The organism is Streptomyces sp. NPDC023573 (genome assembly GCF_055559735.1).
On record NZ_JBVHKB010000001.1, the window covers coordinates 1,415,776 to 1,434,884 of the forward strand.

13 protein-coding genes are annotated in these 19,109 nt (G+C 69.8%); 5 read left to right on the top strand and 8 right to left on the bottom strand.

Going from position 1 to position 19,109, the window contains the following annotated elements; all coding sequences use genetic code 11:
- Positions 1 to 135: 135 nt before the first annotated feature.
- Entirely contained in the window at positions 136 to 1,077 is a 942-nt protein-coding gene (locus ACZ32T_RS06350) for an ABC transporter permease (protein WP_467263346.1), read from the top strand.
- Positions 1,070 to 1,879 carry an ABC transporter ATP-binding protein gene (locus ACZ32T_RS06355; RefSeq protein WP_467263348.1) on the top strand — a complete coding sequence of 270 codons (810 nt, stop codon included), beginning with the start codon at positions 1,070 to 1,072 and terminating at the stop codon, positions 1,877 to 1,879. The genes ACZ32T_RS06350 and ACZ32T_RS06355 overlap by 8 nt, the downstream gene beginning before the upstream one ends.
- Before the next feature lie 87 nt (positions 1,880 to 1,966).
- On the opposite strand, the gene ACZ32T_RS06360 is transcribed toward ACZ32T_RS06355, so the two are convergent.
- The 3 genes from ACZ32T_RS06360 to ACZ32T_RS06370 form a co-directional block, all read right to left on the bottom strand.
- Positions 1,967 to 7,000, bottom strand: a complete 5,034-nt coding sequence (locus ACZ32T_RS06360) for an NAD-glutamate dehydrogenase (RefSeq protein WP_467365634.1) — start codon at positions 6,998 to 7,000, stop codon at positions 1,967 to 1,969.
- A 384-nt stretch (positions 7,001 to 7,384) separates the two neighbouring features.
- On the bottom strand, positions 7,385 to 8,056 hold the full coding sequence (locus tag ACZ32T_RS06365) for an HAD family hydrolase (protein ID WP_467263352.1): 672 nt from the start codon (positions 8,054 to 8,056) through the stop codon (positions 7,385 to 7,387).
- Positions 8,057 to 8,119: 63 nt separating this feature from the next.
- Positions 8,120 to 8,626, bottom strand: a complete 507-nt coding sequence (locus ACZ32T_RS06370) for a DUF6912 family protein (protein WP_467263354.1) — start codon at positions 8,624 to 8,626, stop codon at positions 8,120 to 8,122.
- Positions 8,627 to 8,906: 280 nt separating this feature from the next.
- Between ACZ32T_RS06370 and ACZ32T_RS06375 the strand changes: the two genes are divergently transcribed.
- Positions 8,907 to 9,323: an Rv3235 family protein gene (locus ACZ32T_RS06375; RefSeq protein ID WP_467263356.1), complete on the top strand. Its 417-nt coding sequence runs from the start codon at positions 8,907 to 8,909 to the stop codon at positions 9,321 to 9,323.
- 265 nt (positions 9,324 to 9,588) lie between these two features.
- Here the strand turns inward: ACZ32T_RS06375 and secA are convergent, their stop codons facing one another.
- Positions 9,589 to 12,411 carry a preprotein translocase subunit SecA gene (secA, locus tag ACZ32T_RS06380; RefSeq protein WP_467263358.1) on the bottom strand — a complete coding sequence of 941 codons (2,823 nt, stop codon included), beginning with the start codon at positions 12,409 to 12,411 and terminating at the stop codon, positions 9,589 to 9,591.
- Positions 12,412 to 12,652: 241 nt separating this feature from the next.
- Here secA and ACZ32T_RS06385 point away from each other — a divergent pair, with 241 nt between their 5' ends.
- A complete protein-coding gene (locus ACZ32T_RS06385; protein WP_467365636.1) occupies positions 12,653 to 13,243 on the top strand; it encodes a GNAT family N-acetyltransferase in 591 nt (196 codons plus the stop codon).
- A gap of 10 nt (positions 13,244 to 13,253) precedes the next feature.
- The gene (locus tag ACZ32T_RS06390) at positions 13,254 to 14,429 is read left to right on the top strand and encodes a winged helix-turn-helix domain-containing protein (RefSeq protein WP_467263362.1); all 1,176 of its coding nucleotides are present in this window, start codon (positions 13,254 to 13,256) and stop codon (positions 14,427 to 14,429) included.
- Between the two features lie 36 nt (positions 14,430 to 14,465).
- On the opposite strand, the gene ACZ32T_RS06395 is transcribed toward ACZ32T_RS06390, so the two are convergent.
- From ACZ32T_RS06395 to ACZ32T_RS06410, 4 genes are all read right to left on the bottom strand, one after another.
- The gene (locus tag ACZ32T_RS06395; protein WP_356708781.1) at positions 14,466 to 15,218 is read right to left on the bottom strand and encodes a response regulator transcription factor; all 753 of its coding nucleotides are present in this window, start codon (positions 15,216 to 15,218) and stop codon (positions 14,466 to 14,468) included.
- Positions 15,219 to 15,411: 193 nt separating this feature from the next.
- A complete protein-coding gene (gene hpf, locus ACZ32T_RS06400; protein ID WP_356708783.1) occupies positions 15,412 to 16,101 on the bottom strand; it encodes a ribosome hibernation-promoting factor, HPF/YfiA family in 690 nt (229 codons plus the stop codon).
- Between the two features lie 329 nt (positions 16,102 to 16,430).
- Entirely contained in the window at positions 16,431 to 17,147 is a 717-nt protein-coding gene (locus ACZ32T_RS06405; protein ID WP_467365638.1) for a ComF family protein, read from the bottom strand.
- Between the two features lie 121 nt (positions 17,148 to 17,268).
- Positions 17,269 to 19,095, bottom strand: a complete 1,827-nt coding sequence (locus ACZ32T_RS06410) for an LpqB family beta-propeller domain-containing protein (RefSeq protein WP_467263419.1) — start codon at positions 19,093 to 19,095, stop codon at positions 17,269 to 17,271.
- Positions 19,096 to 19,109: the final 14 nt, after the last annotated feature.

Below are 19,109 nucleotides of genomic sequence, written 5' to 3' on the forward strand. Positions count from 1 at the left end.
GATAGACCGTAACGACGAAACGGTTGCGTTGCGACGCACAAACGTCCTACTCTCAGCGTTGCGACGATACGGTCCCGTCCCATCGAGCCGGATCCGTCCGCCCTGTTCCCCCGCCCCCCGTCGAAAGCGACCGTGGTGAGCCAGACAGCAGCCCCGCCGGCCCCGGTGGACACCGCATCCCCAGCCCCCCTCCTCCCCGTGTACGAACCCGGCGAGCTGGCCGCTCTCGCGGCCCGGCACGGGCTGAACGTCAGCGGGGCGCGGCCCACGCTCGGCGCGTACGTCCGGCAGCTCTGGGGGCGGAGGCACTTCATCACGGCCTTCGCCACGGCCAAGCTGACCGCGCAATACAGCCAGGCGAAGCTCGGCCAGATCTGGCAGATCATGACCCCGCTGCTCAACGCGACGGTCTACTACTTCATCTTCGGCGTCCTGATGAACACCAAGCACGGAGTCCCCGACTACGTGCCGTTCCTCGTCACGGGCGTCTTCATCTGGACCTTCACGGCCAGCTCGATCACCGCCGGCACCCGGGCCATCAGCGGCAACACCGGACTCGTCAGGGCCCTGCACTTCCCGCGCGCCTCGCTGCCGATCGCCCTGGCCATCCAGCAGCTCCAGCAGCTGCTCTTCTCGCTCGGCGCGCTCTTCCTGATCCTCCTCGTGTTCGGCCAGTACCCGCGGCCGTCCTGGCTGCTCGCGATCCCCGCGCTCGCCCTCCAGGCCCTGTTCAACACCGGCATCTCGATGGTCATGGCCCGGCTGGCCGCCAAGACCCCCGACATCGCCCAGCTGACGCCCTTCATCCTGCGAACCTGGATGTACGCGTCGGGCGTCATGTGGAGCCTCGACACCCTGCTCACCGCCGACCGGGTGCCGCGGCTCGTCCTGCTGGCGCTGGAGTGCAACCCGGCGGCCATCTACATCGACCTGATGCGCTACGCCCTGATCGACAGCTTCACCGGCGCGCAGCTGCCCCCGCACGTCTGGGCCCTCGCGACGGCCTGGGCGCTCGTCTGCGGCCTCGGCGGTTTCGTGTACTTCTGGAAGGCCGAGGAGAGGTACGGACGTGGCTGACACCCCCGACACCCGTGTGCCCACCGTCGTCGTCGACGACGTGCACATCACCTACACGGTGAACGGCGCCCGCACCGGAAAGGGCAGCGCCACCTCCGCCCTCAACCGGATCGTGTCGCGCCGGCAGCCTCGGGGGGCCCGCCAGGTGCACGCGGTGAAGGGCGTCAGCTTCGCCGCGTACAAGGGCGAGGCCATCGGCCTGATCGGCTCCAACGGATCCGGGAAGTCGACGCTCCTCAAGGCGATCGCAGGGCTGCTGCCCGCGTCCAAGGGCCGCGTCCACACCCAGGGCCAGCCCTCACTGCTCGGCGTGAACGCCGCCCTGATGAGCGACCTGACCGGGGAGCGCAACGTCGTACTCGGCGGTCTGGCCATGGGCATGACCCGGGAACAGATCCGCGAGCGCTACCAGGACATCGTCGACTTCTCCGGCATCAACGAGAAGGGCGACTTCATCACCCTGCCCATGCGGACCTACTCCTCCGGCATGGGCGCCAGGCTCCGCTTCTCCATCGCGGCCGCCAAGAGCCATGACGTGCTGCTGATCGACGAGGCACTGTCCACCGGAGACGCGAAGTTCCAGCGACGCAGCAAGGACCGGATCATGGAGCTCCGCGAGGAGGCCGGCACGGTCTTCCTCGTCAGCCACAGCAACAGGTCGATCACCGACACCTGCGACCGGGCGATCTGGCTGGAGGCGGGCACCCTGCGGATGGACGGGCCGGCCAAGGAGGTCGTCGCCGCGTACGAGGAGTTCACGGGGCCCGCCAGGTCCAAGCAGCCCGCGCGGCCGAAGAAATGACGCCGTGAAGCCGTGAGCCGTCCGCCGGACGGGCCGATGAGGCCCGTCCGGCGGACGGCTGTGTGACGGCCGTGCGGCCGCGCCGGGTCAGGCGTGCGTACGCAGCAGGGTCCGCATCGTCCGCATGGCCACCGACAGGTTCGCCAGGTCGAAGGCCTCCGACCCCCGGATCTCCTCCAGGGTGGCGCGCGAACGCGCGAGGATCGCCGCGTTCTTCTCCTCCCAGGCCTTGAACCGCTGCTCGGGCGACGACGTGCCGTCGCCGACGGACAGCACGTCCGACGTGAGCGCGGCGTGCGCGGCGTACAGGTCCTCGCGGATGGAGGCGCGGGCCATGGACTGCCAGCGGTCGCCCCGCGGGAGCTCGATGATCCGGTCCATCAGCTGGGAGATCCCCAGCCGGTCGGCGAGGTCGTAGTACACCTCGGCGACGGCCAGCGGGTCCTTGCCCGTGCGCTCGGCGATCGCCACGATGTCCAGGGCCGGGAAGGCCGACGAGAATCCCGCCACCCGGCCCGCCAGCTCGTCCGGGACACCCACGGCGGTGAGCTCGTCGAGGATCGACTGGTACCACTCGATGTCGGCGCCCCGCAGGAGCTTGGGCAGCTCGCTCCAGACGCGTTCGACGCCGTCCCGGAAGAACTCGACGGTCTCCGCGATCGCCACCGGCTGCGGCCGGTTCCCGAGCAGCCAGCGGGAACCGCGCTCCACGAGCCGGCGCGAGTGCAGCCGGATCCGGGTCTGCACATCGGCGGCCACCGTGTTGTCGAGCGCCTCCACGGCGTCCCACACCCCGGAGAGGCCGAAGATCTCGCGGGCGGCGAACTGCGCCCGCACGATCTCCTCCAGCGAGGCCCCGGTCTCCTCACGCAGCCGGTGCAGGAACGTCGAACCACCGCTGTTCACGGTGTCGTTGACCAGCACCGTCGTGATGATCTCGCGGCGCAGCGCATGCCCGTCGACCGCCTCGGGGAACCGCTCGCTCAGCTGCTTCGGGAAGTAGGCGTGCACCAGCTTCTGCAGGTGCGCGTCGTCCGGCAGGCTGGTGGAGATCAGCTCCTCGGCCGCCGTGATCTTCGTGTAGGCGATCAGCACCGCCAACTCCGGCTGGCTGAGCCCCTTGCCGTGGTTCAGCAGCTCACGGATCTGCCGGTCGTTCGGCAGGAACTCCAGGGCCCGGTCCAGGTGCCCCTCGCGGCCGAGCCTGCGCATGAAGCGCTGGTGGGCGTGGAGGAGCGACGGCGCCTGGGCGCAGGCGTTGGAGAGTGCGACGTTCTGCGCGTAGTTGTTGCGCAGCACGAGCTGTCCGACCTCGTCGGTCATCTCCGCGAGCACCTTGTTGCGCTGCTTCACGGTCATGTCGCCCTCACGGACCAGGCCGTTGAGCAGGATCTTGATGTTCACCTCGTGGTCGGAGGTGTCCACACCGGCGCTGTTGTCGATCGCGTCGGTGTTGATCCGGCCGCCGGCCCGGGCGAACTCGATCCGGCCGAGCTGGGTGGCCCCGAGGTTGCCGCCCTCACCGACGACACGGGCCCGCAGCTCGGCGCCGTTGACCCGGATCGCGTCGTTGGCCTTGTCACCGACGTCCGCGTTCGACTCGGCCGTCGACTTGATGTACGTACCGATGCCGCCGTTCCACACGAGGTCGACCGACGCCTTGAGGATGTTCTGCATCAGCTCGGCGGGGGTCATCTTCGTGACCTTCGAGTCGATGCCGAGCGCCGCGCGGACGTGCGCGTTGACCGGGATCGACTTGGCGGAACGCGGGTGGATGCCGCCGCCCGCGGACAGCAGGTCCTTGTCGTAGTCCGCCCAGGAGCTGCGCGGCAGGTCGAACAGGCGGCGCCGCTCGGCGTACGAGGTCGCGGCATCCGGATTCGGGTCGATGAAGATGTGCCGGTGGTCGAAGGCCGCCACCAGCCGGATGTGCTCGGAGAGCAGCATGCCGTTGCCGAAGACGTCACCCGACATGTCGCCGACACCGACGACGGTGAAGTCCTCGGTCTGGGTGTCGTGGCCCAGCTCGCGGAAGTGCCGCTTCACGGACTCCCAGGCACCGCGGGCGGTGATCCCCATGCCCTTGTGGTCGTATCCGGCCGAGCCGCCGGACGCGAAGGCGTCGCCGAGCCAGAAGCCGTACGCGACGGCGACGTCGTTGGCGATGTCGGAGAAGCTCGCGGTGCCCTTGTCGGCGGCGACGACGAGATAGGTGTCGTCCTCGTCGTGGCGGACGACCTCCGCCGGGTGCACGACCTCGCCCGTCACCATGTTGTCGGTGATGTCGAGCAGCGCCGAGATGAAGATCCTGTAGCAGGCGATGCCCTCGGCGAGCCAGGCGTCACGGTCCACGGCCGGGTCCGGCAGCTGCTTGGCGACGAACCCGCCCTTGGCGCCCACCGGCACGATCACGGTGTTCTTGACCATCTGCGCCTTGACCAGGCCGAGGATCTCCGTACGGAAGTCCTCCCGCCGGTCCGACCAGCGCAGGCCGCCTCGGGCGACCTTGCCGAAGCGCAGGTGGACGCCCTCGACCCGCGGCGAGTAGACCCAGATCTCGTACGCCGGGCGCGGGGCCGGAAGATCCGGGATGGCCTGTGGATCGAATTTCATCGAGATGTAGCTGTGCGGCTCGTGGTCGTCGGCCAGCTGGAAGTAGTTGGTCCGCAGCGTGGCCTTGATGACCGTGAGGAAGGACCGCAGGATCCGGTCCTCGTCCAGCGAGGCGACCTGGTCGAGCGCCCCGTCCAGCTCCTCCAGCAGCCCGTCCGTCAGCTCCGTGCCGGCCTTCTGGCGGGCCGGGGACATCCGGGCCTCGAAGAGGGAGACCAGGAGCCGGGTGGTGTGGACGTTGTTGCGGAGGGTGTCCTCCATGTAGTCCTGGCTGAACGTCGAACCGGCCTGGCGCAGGTACTTCGCGTAGGCGCGCAGCACCATGGCCTGACGCCAGTCGAGGCCGGCGCCCAGCACCAGGGAGTTGAAGCCGTCGTTCTCGGCCTCGCCGGTCCAGATGGCCGCGAACGCCTCCTGGAAGCGGTCCCGGGCGTCGTCGGCGAGATAGTCGCCGTTACCCGTGGCCCTCTTCGGCAGGCGCAGCCCGAAGTCGTAGATCCAGGCGTGCGTGCCGTCCGAGCAGCGCAGCTCGTACGGACGTTCGTCGACGACCTCCACGCCCAGCTGCTGGAGCGCGGGGAGGACGGCGGAGAGCGAGACCTGCTCACCGATCCGGTAGATCTTGAACCTGCGCTCGGCCGGGACGGCGCCGACCGGCTCGTACAGGCTGAGCGCGAAGGCCTGGCGCTCACTCTTGAGCTCTTCGAGGTGGACCAGGTCGGCCACGGCGGCGCGCGGCGAGTGGTCGGCCTTGTAGCCCTCGGGGAACGAGTGCGCGTAACGGCGCATCAGCTCGGCGGCGCGCTCCTCCCCGCACTCGGCGCCCAGCGCCTCCTGGAAACCGTCGGACCAGGAACGGGCGGCCTCGACGAGGCGCGCCTCGATGCGGTCCGCTTCCGCGTCGGTGAGGTGCGGGAGCTCGGTGCCCGGCGGGACCCGGACGACGAAGTGCAGCCGGGAGAGGATCGACTCCGTGTTCCAGGCCGTGAAGTCGACGCTGGTGCCGCCCAGTTCCTCCTTGAGGATGTCGATCAGGCGGAGCCTCACACCCGTGGTGTAGCGGTCGCGCGGCAGGTAGACGAGGGCGGAGTAGTAGCGCCCGTACTCGTCCTGGCGCAGGTAGAGCCGCAGCCGGCGGCGCTCCTGGAGGTACAGCACGGAGGTGACGATGGAACGCAGCTGGTCGACGGGCGTCTGGAAGAGCTCGTCGCGCGGGTACGTCTCCAGGATCTGGAGCAGGTCGCGGCCGTCGTGGCTGTTGGGTGTGAAGCCGGCGCCCTCCAGCACCTCTGCGACCTTGCGGCGCACCACGGGCACCCGCCGCACCGACTCGGTGTACGCGGCGGAGGAGAACAGACCGAGGAAGCGACGCTCACCGACGACGTTGCCGTCGGCGTCGAACTTCTTCACCCCGACGTAGTCCAGGTAGCTGGGGCGGTGCACGGTCGCCCTGCTGTTCGCCTTCGTCAGGACGAGGAGCTTGTGCTCCCTGGCCTTGGCCCGGGCGTCCGCGGGCAGCCGGTCGAAGGACGGGCTCACGGGGTGCGCCTCGTCCTCGGTGTGCTTCGGGTCGGAGCGCAGAATTCCCAGGCCGGAGCCGGGGACGGCCGTCAGCGCGTCGGACTCACGGAGCTCGTACTCCCGGTACCCGAGGAAGGTGAAGTGGTCGGCGGCCAGCCAGCGCAGCAGCTCGCGGGCCTCCTCGACCTCCTCGTCGCCCAGCTCGTCGAGCGGCTCCGAGGGGAGGTCGTCGGCGATCCGCAGGGCGGAGTCGCGCATCTTCTCCCAGTCCTCGACGGTCTCCCGTACGTCGGACAGGACACGCAGCAGATCGGCGGTGATCTGCTTCAGGTCCGCGCGGTCCGTCTCCCGGTCGATCTCGACGTGGATCCAGGACTCGACGAGCGCGTCGTGCGGCAGCTCGGTCCCGGGCACCTTACGGCCGCCGGAGCGCTTCGCCCCGTGGTTCGTCGCCGGGTCGGCGAACACCTCGATCAGCTTGCCGGCGACATCGCGCCGGACGATGACCTGGGGGTGGATCACGAGGTGGATGCCGCGGCCCTGCCGGGACAGCTCGTTGGTGACCGAGTCGACCAGGAAGGGCATGTCGTCGGTGACGACCTCGACGACCGAGTGGCTGTTGGTCCAGCCGTTCTCCTCGACCGTCGGGGTGTGCACCCGGACGTTCGCGGTGCCCTGCGGGCGGTTCTCGGCGAGACGGTAGTGGGAGGAAGCGGCCCCGAAGATGTCGACCGGGTCGCGGTCGCTGATGTCCTCCGGAGCGGTGTGCAGGTAGTAGCGCTGGAGATAGGCGAGCAGCGCCCTGTGGCCCGGCCGCCCGCCCGGTCCGGCCTCGGTGGCTTCGTCCGCTTCGACGCCGGTCCCTTCGGCGAGGTGTACCCGGAGGCCACCTCCCGGGCCACCGACACCACCGCCCGGACTGTTGTCAGCTACCCGGGCCGCCCGTGCGAGCAGCTCGGCCTTGGCTTCGTCCAGCTTGGTCTGCATGTCCTCTGGCTCCTGTCGCGCGCCGTTGCGTGACGTAGGTGAAGAAGGCGACGTACCGCCACGACGCGGGGTTTCCGGTCTGACTCGACGCTATGCCGCCTGGGGAGATGTCCGGGACCATATCGGCCATTTTCGGCGCGGGGCCCGGGACGCGGAGATCACGCATCGCCCGGGTGCTGTGGCACTCCGGGCGCAGGCCGGGGGCTTCGCTGCCCCCGAGGCGTATCGCGCTGATCACCGCACCAGGCTATCCCTCCTGCACCCACAACCGTCATGAGCCGCATATGTACAAAAGAAGACCCCGAACTTTGACACTCTGGACATCGCGCCGAATCGTTGCCGCACGTACGGACACACAAAGGACACAGAGGCGAGCAGATCCGCTCAGTCCGCCATCAGCTCGGCCAACGCGACCGCCTCGGCCAGGGTGTCCACCACGGGCACGCCCACCGCCTCCAGGCTGCTGCGGCTGTGCGAGCCCCCGGTGTAGAGCACGGCGCGCGCGCCGACATGGGCCGCCGCCACGGCGTCGTCCACCGCGTCACCGATGACCACGGCGGATTCGGGTGCTATGCCGCCGAGCACCTCGAAGTGGCGCTCCATGTGCTGGGCCTTGCTGCCGCCGGAGGGGCCCGTACGACCGTCGACCCGTACGAAATGACGCTCGATGCCATATCCCCGCACCACCGGGACCAGGTGCTCATGGCCGTACATGCTGAGCAGCGACTGGCTGCGGCCGCCGCGCTGCCACCGGGCCAGCAGCTCCTCGACGCCCTCGGTCAGCCCGCAGGCCGACCGCTGCTCGGTGTAGTGGCGGTGGAAGAGGCCGTCCATCCGCTCCCACTCGGCGGGGGTGGGGAGCCGGCCCATGAGCCGCTCGTAGAACTTGGGAATCGGCACGCAGTACGTCTCGCGGTACTGGTCCAGCGTGAGCGGCTCCAGGTCGACCTCCGCCAAGGCGGCGTTCGACGCCCCGACGACCGCTTGGATGTCGTCGAGCAGTGTGCCGTTCCAGTCCCAGACCAGATGCGTGCGGTGCTTCCCCGGTGTCGCCATGAGTAGAAAATACTCGCCCGGTACGACAGCCACCCGGACAGCGGCGGCCGCCCGCCGGGCCGGTCAGGCGAGCAGGCCGGGGATCTCCTGGATGCCGAACCACAGCAGCTCGTGGTCCTCCGCGCCGTCCACGGTGAACTGGGCGTCGTCGTCGCCGAGGTCCGCAGCCCCCAGAGCCGCGGCCGCCGCGGCGACGTCCTTCTCCGCGTCGTCCGCGTCCACGTGCACGGCCGCCGCCTTCGACAGCGCCACGGCGTGCGCGATCCGCACCTCGCCGAGCGAGGACGCGTCCAGGACGTGGTCCGGATCGGCGACCGCCGCCCCGTCCGGCACGTCGAGGGCGACGACGACCCGGCGCCTGATCTCCTCCGGCCGGCCCGCGATCAGCCGCAGCGAGGCGGAGGCGGCCCGGTTGAGCGCCGCGTACTCCAGCTCCTCGATGTCGTCGGAGACGTACCACTCGCGCAGACCGGGCGTCACGGCATAAGCGGTGAGCGGCCCCGGACCGACCTCGCCCGCCCTGTGCACCGAGGCAAGACCGGAGAGGGTCAGGGGGACGTACACACGCATGGCTGACCGCTTTCGTAGTCGATGACCCCCACAGGATACGTGCGACGTCCCCCTTCAGGGCGACCGATCCGCCCGCCGCTGTCCACCGCGCGACGACCGTCACCCCCGTCGTTCCCTTGCGGCCAGGGGCCCATCACCCGGATAGGTGATCTCACCGGACGCCCGGCCGGCCCCCGCCGCCGCTTGCGGGGCCGGTGACCTGCCCCGTAGAAGATCCCCAGCAAAAGTTACCGCCCGGTACTCATCCGGGCACCGCACAGCAGCCACGGGGGCTACGAGCATGAGCAAGGACAGGACGAGGCCGGCCGGCCGACGCGACAGCAGCAGGCCGGGCACGGTACCGGCGCAACGGCCCCGGCGGCCGCTGCGCCCGCACCAGTGGTTCGCGGAGCGCCTGCTCGCCGTCCTCAGCGGCCAGCGCCCGGTGCACTGGATGCTGGGCCACACCATCGGCGAGGCCTACGACCAGCTCGCCGAGCTGGCCCCTGACGCCCCGCTCGGGCCGGGCTGCCGGCGCCCGGTCGTACGCACCTGCCACGGCACCCAGCCGGCCAACGGCGTGGTCGAGGCCTTCGCCAGCATCGCCACGGGCGAGCAGGTCCGCGCCATGGCCTTCCGCCTGGAACAGGGCCCCGACCTCCGCTGGCGCTGCGCCGCGATCGACCTGGGCGGCGAACGTCTCCCGGCGGTGAGATGACCCGGGGGCCGGCCCGCACCCACCGTCCGAGTGCAACCAGACCAAGCCTGTGGGGGTACCCGCGGACGGAGTCAGGGGGAGATCGAGGACACATCGCACGGAACCCGCACAAGGGCTCCGAAGGGCCGCAGGAGGGACCCTCCGGCCCGAGGGGAGCCCGGGACTGCCCCCCGGGCCGCCTCGCCCGGAAGGCCCCGCAGAAGCCCACCAAAAGCACCTGGCCCGGACACCCCCAAGGGCATCCGGGCCAGGCAGGAAGGAACCGCTACTTCTTACGGCGCCGCCCACTCGCGCTCTTCTGCGCCTTACGGCGCTCCGCGCGCGTCATCCCGTCGCCCTCGGACCGCGCACCGTCACCTTCGCCGTTGGAGAAGTCACCCTCGACGACACCGCCCTCCCCGTCCACCGTGGGGGCGGAGAAGTGCAGCCGGTCGGGACGCTGCGGAGCGTCCAGGCCCTTGGCCCGGATCTCCGGGCGCCCGGCCGCGGCCGCCACCGGGGCGTCCTGCTTCTCCAGCGAGGTCGCGCCCTCCTGCACCGGGACCTCCTCGACCTGCTGCTCGACCTGGACCTCCAGGTTGAACAGGTAGCCGACGGACTCCTCCTTGATGCCCTCCATCATGGCGTTGAACATGTCGAAGCCCTCGCGCTGGTACTCGACCAGCGGGTCCTTCTGCGCCATGGCACGGAGGCCGATGCCCTCCTGGAGATAGTCCATCTCGTAGAGGTGCTCACGCCACTTGCGGTCCAGGACCGAGAGGACCACGCGCCGCTCGAGCTCACGCATGATGTCCGAGCCGAGCGTCTTCTCCCGCTCCGCGTACTGCTCGTGGATGTCGTCCTTGACCGATTCGGCGATGAAGTCGGCGGTCACGCCGGCCAGGTCACCGGCGGCCTCCTCGAGCTCCTCGACCGTGACCTTCACCGGGTAGAGCTGCTTGAAGGCGCCCCACAGCCGGTCGAGGTCCCACTCCTCCGCGAAGCCCTCGGCCGTCTCCTGCCGGATGTAGTCGTCGATCGTGTCGTCCATGAAGTGGCGGATCTGGTCCTGCAGATCCTCACCCTCCAGGACCCGGCGGCGCTCGCCGTAGATGACCTCACGCTGCCGGTTGAGCACCTCGTCGTACTTCAGGACGTTCTTACGCGTCTCGAAGTTCTGCTGCTCGACCTGTGACTGCGCGGAGGCGATCGCCCGCGTCACCATCTTGTTCTCGATGGGGACGTCGTCGGGCACGTTGGCCATCGACATCACACGCTCGACCATCTGCGCCTTGAACAGACGCATCAGGTCGTCACCCAGCGACAGGTAGAACCGGGACTCACCCGGGTCGCCCTGACGGCCGGAACGACCGCGGAGCTGGTTGTCGATACGCCGCGACTCGTGCCGCTCGGTGCCCAGGACGTAGAGCCCGCCGAGCTCCTTGACCTCGTCGTGCTCGGCCTTGACGGCCTGCTCCGCCTTCTCCAGTGCCGCGGGCAGCGCGGCCGCCCACTGCTCGACGTGCTCGACCGGGTCGAGCCCGCGCTGACGCAGATCCGCCTCGGCCAGGTCGTCGGGGTTGCCGCCCAGCTTGATGTCCGTACCGCGGCCGGCCATGTTCGTCGCGACCGTGACGGCGCCCTTGCGGCCCGCCTGGGCGATGATCGGCGCTTCCCGGTCGTGCTGCTTGGCGTTGAGGACCTCGTGCTGCACACCGCGCTTGGACAGCTGCTGCGAGAGGTACTCGGACTTCTCGACGGAGGTCGTGCCGACCAGGATCGGCTGCCCCTTCTCGTGCTTCTCCGCGATGTCGTCGACGACCGCGGCGAACTTCGCGACCTCGGTGCGGTAGATCAGGTCCGACTGGTCGGCGCGGACCATGGGCCGGTTCGTCGGGATGGGCACGACGCCGAGCTTGTAGATCTGGTGGAACTCGGCCGCCTCGGTCATCGCCGTACCGGTCATGCCGGAGAGCTTGCCGTACAGGCGGAAGAAGTTCTGCAGGGTGATCGTGGCGAGGGTCTGGTTCTCGTCCTTGATGTCCACCCCTTCCTTCGCCTCGATGGCCTGGTGCATGCCCTCGTTGTAACGACGGCCGGCGAGGATACGGCCGGTGTGCTCGTCGACGATCATGACTTCGCCGTCGATGACGACGTAGTCCTTGTCGTTCTTGAAGAGTTCCTTGGCCTTGATCGCGTTGTTCAGGTAACCGACGAGCGGGGTGTTCACCGACTCGTAGAGGTTGTCGATCCCGAGCCAGTCCTCGACCTTCGAGACACCGGGCTCGTGGATGGCCACGGTCCGCTTCTTCTCGTCGACCTCGTAGTCGCCGGTCTCCTCGATGCCCTTGAGCGGGTTGCCCGCCTCGCCCCTGGTGAGGCGCGTGACCAGCTTGGCGAAATCGCCGTACCACTTGGTGGCCTGGTCGGCCGGGCCGGAGATGATCAGCGGGGTACGGGCCTCGTCGACCAGGATCGAGTCGACCTCGTCGACGATGGCGAAGTTGTGGCCGCGCTGGACGAGCTCCTCCTGGGACCACGCCATGTTGTCGCGGAGGTAGTCGAAACCGAACTCGTTGTTGGTGCCGTACGTGATGTCGCAGGCGTACTGCTCGCGGCGCTGGGCCGGAGTCATGTTGGCGACGATGCAGCCGACCTCGAGACCGAGGAACTTGTGCACCCGGCCCATCATCTCGGAGTCGCGCTCGGCCAGGTAGTCGTTGACCGTGATCAGGTGCACGCCCTTGCCGGAGAGCGCGTTGAGATACGCGGGCAGGGTGCCGACGAGGGTCTTGCCCTCGCCGGTCTTCATCTCGGCCACATAGCCGAGGTGCAGGGCGGCACCGCCCATCATCTGGACGTCGTAGTGGCGCTGTCCGAGAACGCGCTTGGCGGCCTCACGGACGGTCGCGAATGCTTCGGGAAGCAGGTCGTCCAGGCTCTCGCCGTCCGCGTACCGTTGTTTGTACTCGTCGGTGAGCGCCCGCAGCTCGGCGTCGGAGAGGTTGACGAAGTCCTCTTCGATGGAGCTGACCTGGTCCGCGATGCGGTGCAGTTTGCGCAGGATCTTGCCTTCGCCTGCACGCATGAGCTTGTTGAAGACGGACACTGAGGCTGGTCTCCTTGCCGGTCGGGCCTGGCACTGGGTCGTGTGATGGACTCTGGCGCGGGCACGGCAGGTGGGCCCCACCGCAACGGCCATCGTAAGCGAGGACCCCGCCACGCCGGGAGGGCTGCCGCCGCGTTCTCCCCACCGCGCCCTTCCAGGACAACGGCCGGAGCGGACGGAAGGTGCCGGGAACCGCCGAAAAGCGCTCGCTTCCGGTGGCCCCCGTCCCCAGAATCCACGCATGGAACCCATCACGCTCACCACGGAACGCCTGCTCATGCGCCCCTTCGCGCCCGAGGACGCGGACGCGGTCCACGCCGCGTGCCAGGACCCCGACATCCAGCGGTGGACAGTTGTCCCCTCTCCGTACACGCGTGCCGACGCGGAGCTCTTCACCGGGAAGCTCTCCCCCGCGGGCTGGCAGGACGACACGATGTACAACTTCGCGGTGCTGCTGCGGGACGGCGGGCCGCTCGTCGGCGCGCTCGGCCTCAACCGCCACGAACCGCGGGGAACGTACGAGGTGGGCTTCTGGACGGCCAGGGAGCACCGCGGCGCCGGCTTCATCACGGAGGCGGTGCTCGGCGCGGCCCGCTGGGCGTTCACCGCCCTCGCCGCGTACCGCGTCGAGTGGCGGGCCGAGATCGGCAACGCCCCGTCCCGGGCGGTCGCTCTGCGTGCGGGCTTCCGCATGGAGGGTGAGCAGCGGTCCGCCCTGCTCAACAAGGGGATACTGCGCGACACGTGGAACGCCGCGCTGCTCCCTGCCGATCTGGGGCTGCCCGCCACCCATCCCTACCGGCGGGCGCCGGGTGTCAGTGGCGGGCTCTAGGGTTCGACGCATGACGTCTGTGCCGCCGCCCGTCCTGGAAATCTCCGCCGACCAGGCGCGCCGCATCGCGCTGCGCGCCCAGGGCCTCCTGGGCGCTCCGGACCGCCGCGGCGGGGTCCCGGGAGTGCTGCGCCGTCTCGGCGCGGTCCAGCTCGACACCATCTCGGTCCTGGCCAGATCGCACGAGCTCGTGCCGTACGCGCGCCTCGGCGCGCTCGGCCGCCGCGCCGTCGACGAGGCCTACTGGTCGGGCGGCCGCTCGTTCGAGTACTGGTCGCACGCCGCCTGCGTCCTGCCCGTCGAGGAGTGGCCGCACTTCGCGTTCCGCCGCCGCGCCTACCGCTCCCGCCCGCACTGGGGCCACGACCTGCCCGACGGGGCGTACGAGACGGTGATCAAGCAGCTGCGCACCGAGGGCCCGCTGACGGCGACCGAGCTCGGCGGCGCGAAGAACGGCGGGGAGTGGTGGGACTGGTCCGCCTCCAAGGTCGCGGTGGAGCGGGCCCTGATGTACGGCGAGGTGGTGTGCACCGAGCGGCGCGGCTGGAAGCGTGTCTACGACCTGGCCGAGCGCGCGATCCCGGACGCCGTGCTCCACGACGACCTGGACGACGCGGAGTGCCTGCGCCGGCTGGTAGCCCTGGCAGGGCGGTCGCTGGGCGTGGGAACCCGTGCGGACATCGCCGACTACCACCGGCTCAAGGCCGAGCAGTTCGACGCCGTGGTGGCGGACTCCGGACTGGTGCCGGTCTCGGTGCGGGGCTGGGCGAAGCCTGCCTGGGCCCACCCGGAGGCCCTCGCCTCGGAGCCGCGCGGACGGCACCGTACGACCCTGCTGTCCCCCTTCGACTCACTGATCTGGGAACGGGCGCGTACGGAGCGGATCTTCGGCTTCACCCACCGCCTGGAGGCGTACGTCCCCCGGCCCAAGCGGATCCACGGCTACTTCGCGATGCCCCTGCTGGCAGGCGGCAGGCTGCGGGGCCGGGTCGATCCGGCCAGGGACGGGGCCGCACTGGTCGCCCGCCAGGTGTCCCTGGACGGCGCGAAGTCCGTGGCACCCATGGCCGAGGCCCTCGTGGAGGCGGCGTCCTGGGTCGGCTGCACGGAGGTGCGGCTGGAGCGCGTCGACGCGCCCGAACTGCGCGAGCCGCTCATGGCGGAAATCGCCCGTGCCCTCCTCTAGGGCCCTCGCGCGGGCCGGCCGGACCGAGCCCGCCGGTCACCTGATCTCGAGGATCTTCTCCCGCATGGCATAGACGACGGCTTCCATCCGGGAGTGCAGCTGGAGCTTCTCCAGGATATTGCGGACGTGGTTCTTCACCGTGTTCTCGGAAATGAACAATTCCTTGGCGATATCACGGTTGTTCATGCCCGTGGCCACGAGTTTGAGCACTTCCAGCTCCCGCTCCGTGAGCCGCGGCGCGGGAACGAGCCTGCGCTCGTCGGTGCGCTGGATCATCGACTTGAACTCGGTGAGCAGCTTGGAGGCCATCGACGGGCTGATCTGGGACTGCCCGTCCGCCACCGCACGAATGGCCGTGGCCACCTCGTCGGTCGAGATCTCCTTCAGCAGATAACCGGTGGCGCCTGCCTTGATCGCCTCGTAGAGGTCGGCCTCCTCATCGCTGATCGTCAGCATGATGATCTTCGCGCTGGGGGCCACCTCCTTGATGGAGGTGCATGCCTCGATGCCGCCACGCTTGGGCATCCTCACGTCCATCAGCACGATGTCGGGCAGCAGGTCCGCCGCTTTGTCGACCGCCTCCGCCCCGTCCCCCGCCTCCCCGACGACCTGGATGTCCTCCTCCTGCGCGAGGACGATCTCCAGCCCTCTGCGGAACAGCGCGTGGTCGTCCACCACCAGGACCCTGATGGGTTCCTTGCGGGAACTGCCGTCATCCGTAACGGAGTCCGCACCGGCAGCGCTGTCGGCATCATTCGTCCCGCGCACGGGACCGAAGGTGTCCGCCATCGTTCCTCCCCCTGAAGGCCACTGCCTGAGGTCACAGGCTGTCCGCCAACGACACTGCACAGAGCACCGATTGGCCTGGGGCGCCATGATTCCATGCCTGGCCGCCGAGGCGGTGCCCCGCGGTCACGCGCGGTGCCCCCGGGGACGCGTGAACGCCTCCAGGGGCACCGCGTACCTGCCGTGCGCGGGGGTGTCAGCCGCCGAGCGCACCGCCCGCGCCGCCCGCCTCGTCGGAGGCCAGCGGGTCGGTCCTCAGGTGGATGACGCCGTAGTCATAGGCGTGCCGCCGGTAGACGACACTGGGCTCCTTGCTCTCGGAGTCGACGAACAGATAGAAGTCGTGACCGACGAGCTCCATCTCGTAGAGCGCCTGGTCGAGCGTCATCGGCGCTGCGACGTGCGTCTTCTCCCGCATCACCAGCGGGCCTTCGCCCTGGACCTCGAGCGAGCCGATCCTGGTGGTGGGCACGGACGGTTCCGGCTCGGTCGGGATGAGTTCGCCGTCCCCGTTGAAGGAGGCGGCATCCGGCACGACCTCTCCGACCTCGGCTGCGGACCGACGGCCGTTGCCGCGCCTGCTGTAGCGCTTGTCGTGCTCCTTGCGCAGCTGGGTGTCCAGCTTGTCGGTGGCCAGGTCCAGCGCTGCGTACGGGTCGCCTGCCGCCGCTTCCGCCCGGATGACCGGGCCACGCGAACGGAGCGTGATCTCCACCCTCGCCGCACGGTCGGCCTGACGGGGATTGGGCTCCTTGGACACCTCGACGTCGAGGCTCATCACCTTGCCGTCGAACTTCTGGATCTTGTCCAGCTTCAGCTTCTCGGCCACGTGCTTGCGGAACCGCTCGGGCACCTCGGTCTTGCGGCCCTTGACGACGATGTCCACGCAGAACTCCGTTCCCGGATCGCTCCGCTTCGGCGGCGGAGCATCTCCCTTTTGCACCAGGCTCCGGTGATCGCCGGAGCCGCGGACTCGGTGGCTGTCACCTCCTCCTCCCCCGTCGGCAGGGTCTCCACCCCACCGATTTCCAAGCTTCTGGCGTACTGATGGGTTACCTGCCCGAAACCTGGTGGCGCATTCACGGAGGCACGGAATTCACCGTCCCTCACAACCGAACATAGCCTGACCACGACCGTGTCGGCACCCGCTACTCACGCGTACCTCCGATCGGTCCGCTTTACCCACTCACTACCTGCAACGACGCAAGAAATCTGTCAGTTCCGGTTTATTTCGAAGGCAGACGGAGAAGCTGCGACAACCGCGGCGCGGAGTCCCTCCGCCGGGCCTTCGCCGGAGCTCGCCGCACGGACCGCACGCGCGGCCTCGGCCAGCGACGACCCCGTCGTCAGCAGGTCGTCCACCAGCACGACGCGGGCCCCGTCCAGCAGCCTCCGGCCGCCCTCCGCGACCACGAGGGCTCCCGCCAGATTCGCCTGCCGCGCCCGGGCTCCCAGCCCCGCCTGGTCAGCCACCGCACGCCCCTGCCTCAGCACGGCGGACACCCCCGCCCGCACGCCTACGCGCCGCAGTTCGGCCGCGGCGGCCACCGCGATCCTGCGCGCCGGGTCATGCCCGCGCCCGGCCGTCGCCCGCCGCGCCGACGGCACGGGAACCAGCAGCAGCGGGTCCGCGTCGCCCTCCTGCCCCACGCCGGCCCTCACAGCGGCCGCCAGCGCCCCGCCGAGCACGCCGGCGAGAGCCAGTGCCCCACGCTCCTTGTGGGCCAGCAGCATCGCGCGTACGGCGTTCTCGTACGGCGCCGCCGCATGGACCACGGGCAGGCCCGGCGGCTCGGGGGACGGCCTCACACGGCGCGGCCCGGCCGCCAGACCCGCGGCGCACCCCTCGCACAGCTCCGTCCGCGGCCTGCCGCAGCCACCACAGGCCACGGGCAGCACCAGCCCCACGATCTCCTGCCACCAACCCCGCACGGTCCCACTGTGACCGGCCGGCGGGCACTCGGCCATCCCTGTGGAAAACCCGGGGCCAGGCCGACCGCACGCCGACGGTGCCGACCGCACGCCGACGGTGCGGACAGCCCTCACGGGCGGATCAGCCCGGGTAGACCAGCGAGGAGCCTTCCTTGAGGACCGTCTGCCAGTTGTCCCCCGGCGACAGCTTCACTATCCCGTCGCTCTCGGTGTCCGCCATCAGCGGAAGCTGATCGTCGTCGGCCGCCGCGACAGCCGTCACCTGGTTCACACCGGGCAGGACCCCGGAGGCCGACGTGGATCCGTCGGCCTGGATGTAGCGCACCTGCTGCACACCGCCCTCCTCCTTGCCCACCACCACAAGCCGGCTGCGGCCGGACCAGGAAACAGCCGTCACGTCCGCCAGCTGGGGCGCGGCCTGGCGCAGGTCCTCCACCGAGACCTGCTCGGTCCCGTCCGAACCATGACGCTCGACGCGGCCGATGAGCAGCGTCGTGTGCCCGTCCCTCGAAACCCGCAGGGCGATCCGCACCCCGTCCGAGGACATCCGCAGGGCCTCGATCCGCCCACCGCTCAGACCGGGCACCGACACCTCCTGCGGCTCTCCGGCACCGTCGACCAGACGCAGCAGTCTGGGATCCGACGGGTCACGGTCGGCGACCCACAGGTCGCCCTTGCCGTCCCAGCTGGGTGCGGACAGCCGGTCGGCGGGCTTCTTCGCCCGACTGGTCACCACGGGGGCGGCCGGCTCGCTCTCCTCGGTGAGGGAGGACACGTAGAGATGCTGCTGGTTCTCCGAGACCGCGGCGGCCTGCTCCTCGTCCCGGGCCACACCCACGGCGCTCATGGCCACCGTCCCGCTGCCCAGCGGACCGGTCACGGGCTCCGGATCGCCGCTGCCCTTGCTGCTTCCGGGGATGCGCTGCACGCGCCCCTTGTCGTCCACGAAGTACTGGCTGTCGGGCTCGTCCGATCCTCTGCCCGAGGCGAAATCCTCCGCCTCGTCGGCGCCGAGAGAGCACAGCGGGCCCTGCTGCCCCTGGAGTTCCACCTGGCCCACCCGGGCGGACGTCAGGTCCCGCAGCGTGAAGAGCACCTGGGCCGCCATCATGCGGCAGGCGCCCTGCCCGACCTTGTCGGCCTTCTTGTTGAGCGGCACCTTCAGGACGTTCTGGTCATCGGTCGTCAGCGAGGTGACCCCGCTCTGCAGCTCCGTACCCGCGGGAAAACGTGAATCGACCACCGGCCGCAGCCAGTTGGACGGCCCCTCCAGCAGCGTCCGTACCGTCTGCGTGGCGGTGTCCATACGCGTCACAGGATCCGTGCGGTTCCGCACATAGACGGGATCGGCGACCAGCGCGGCCTCCTCCTCCGTCCGCCCGGCGGCGAAGTAGTACTTGTTCACGGGCCGGTAGAGACGCTTGAAGTCGGACTGCCCGAGCACCAGACCGTCCGGCACGATGTCGATGCGCCACTCCTGCTTGCCGTCCGTGCCCTTCTCCCGGACCAGATGCAGCATCTGGGAGTACTCCGACGGGGCCAGCGGCCGGTACGAACTCTGCTCATCGACCGCAGCCACCTGTTCGCCGGTCAGCGTGTACGTGGTCTCCGCGCTCCCGCGTTCCTTCTCGTGGATCGTGGGCCCGTTGCGGTTGGGCGCCTTCGCGAGCACCGTGGTGCCCTCGCCCGGCTGCCACCTCCGGCCCGCCTCCGCCGTCAGATACGTGCGCGTCGTCTCGAAATCGGGGTCGTCACTGGTCATCGACTCCAGGAAGCCGTCGACGACCTCGATGGGCGTGGCACCCTCCCTCGGCGGCACGGCGTACACCTGAACCTGCGAATCACCGGGCTGGGAGGCGTCGACCGCCTTCACGTCGCCGGTGACCGGCATCGCTCCGCACCCGGCGAGCACCATGACGCCGCAGCCGAGCAGCACGGACAACCGCACCGCCCGCCCGCCCC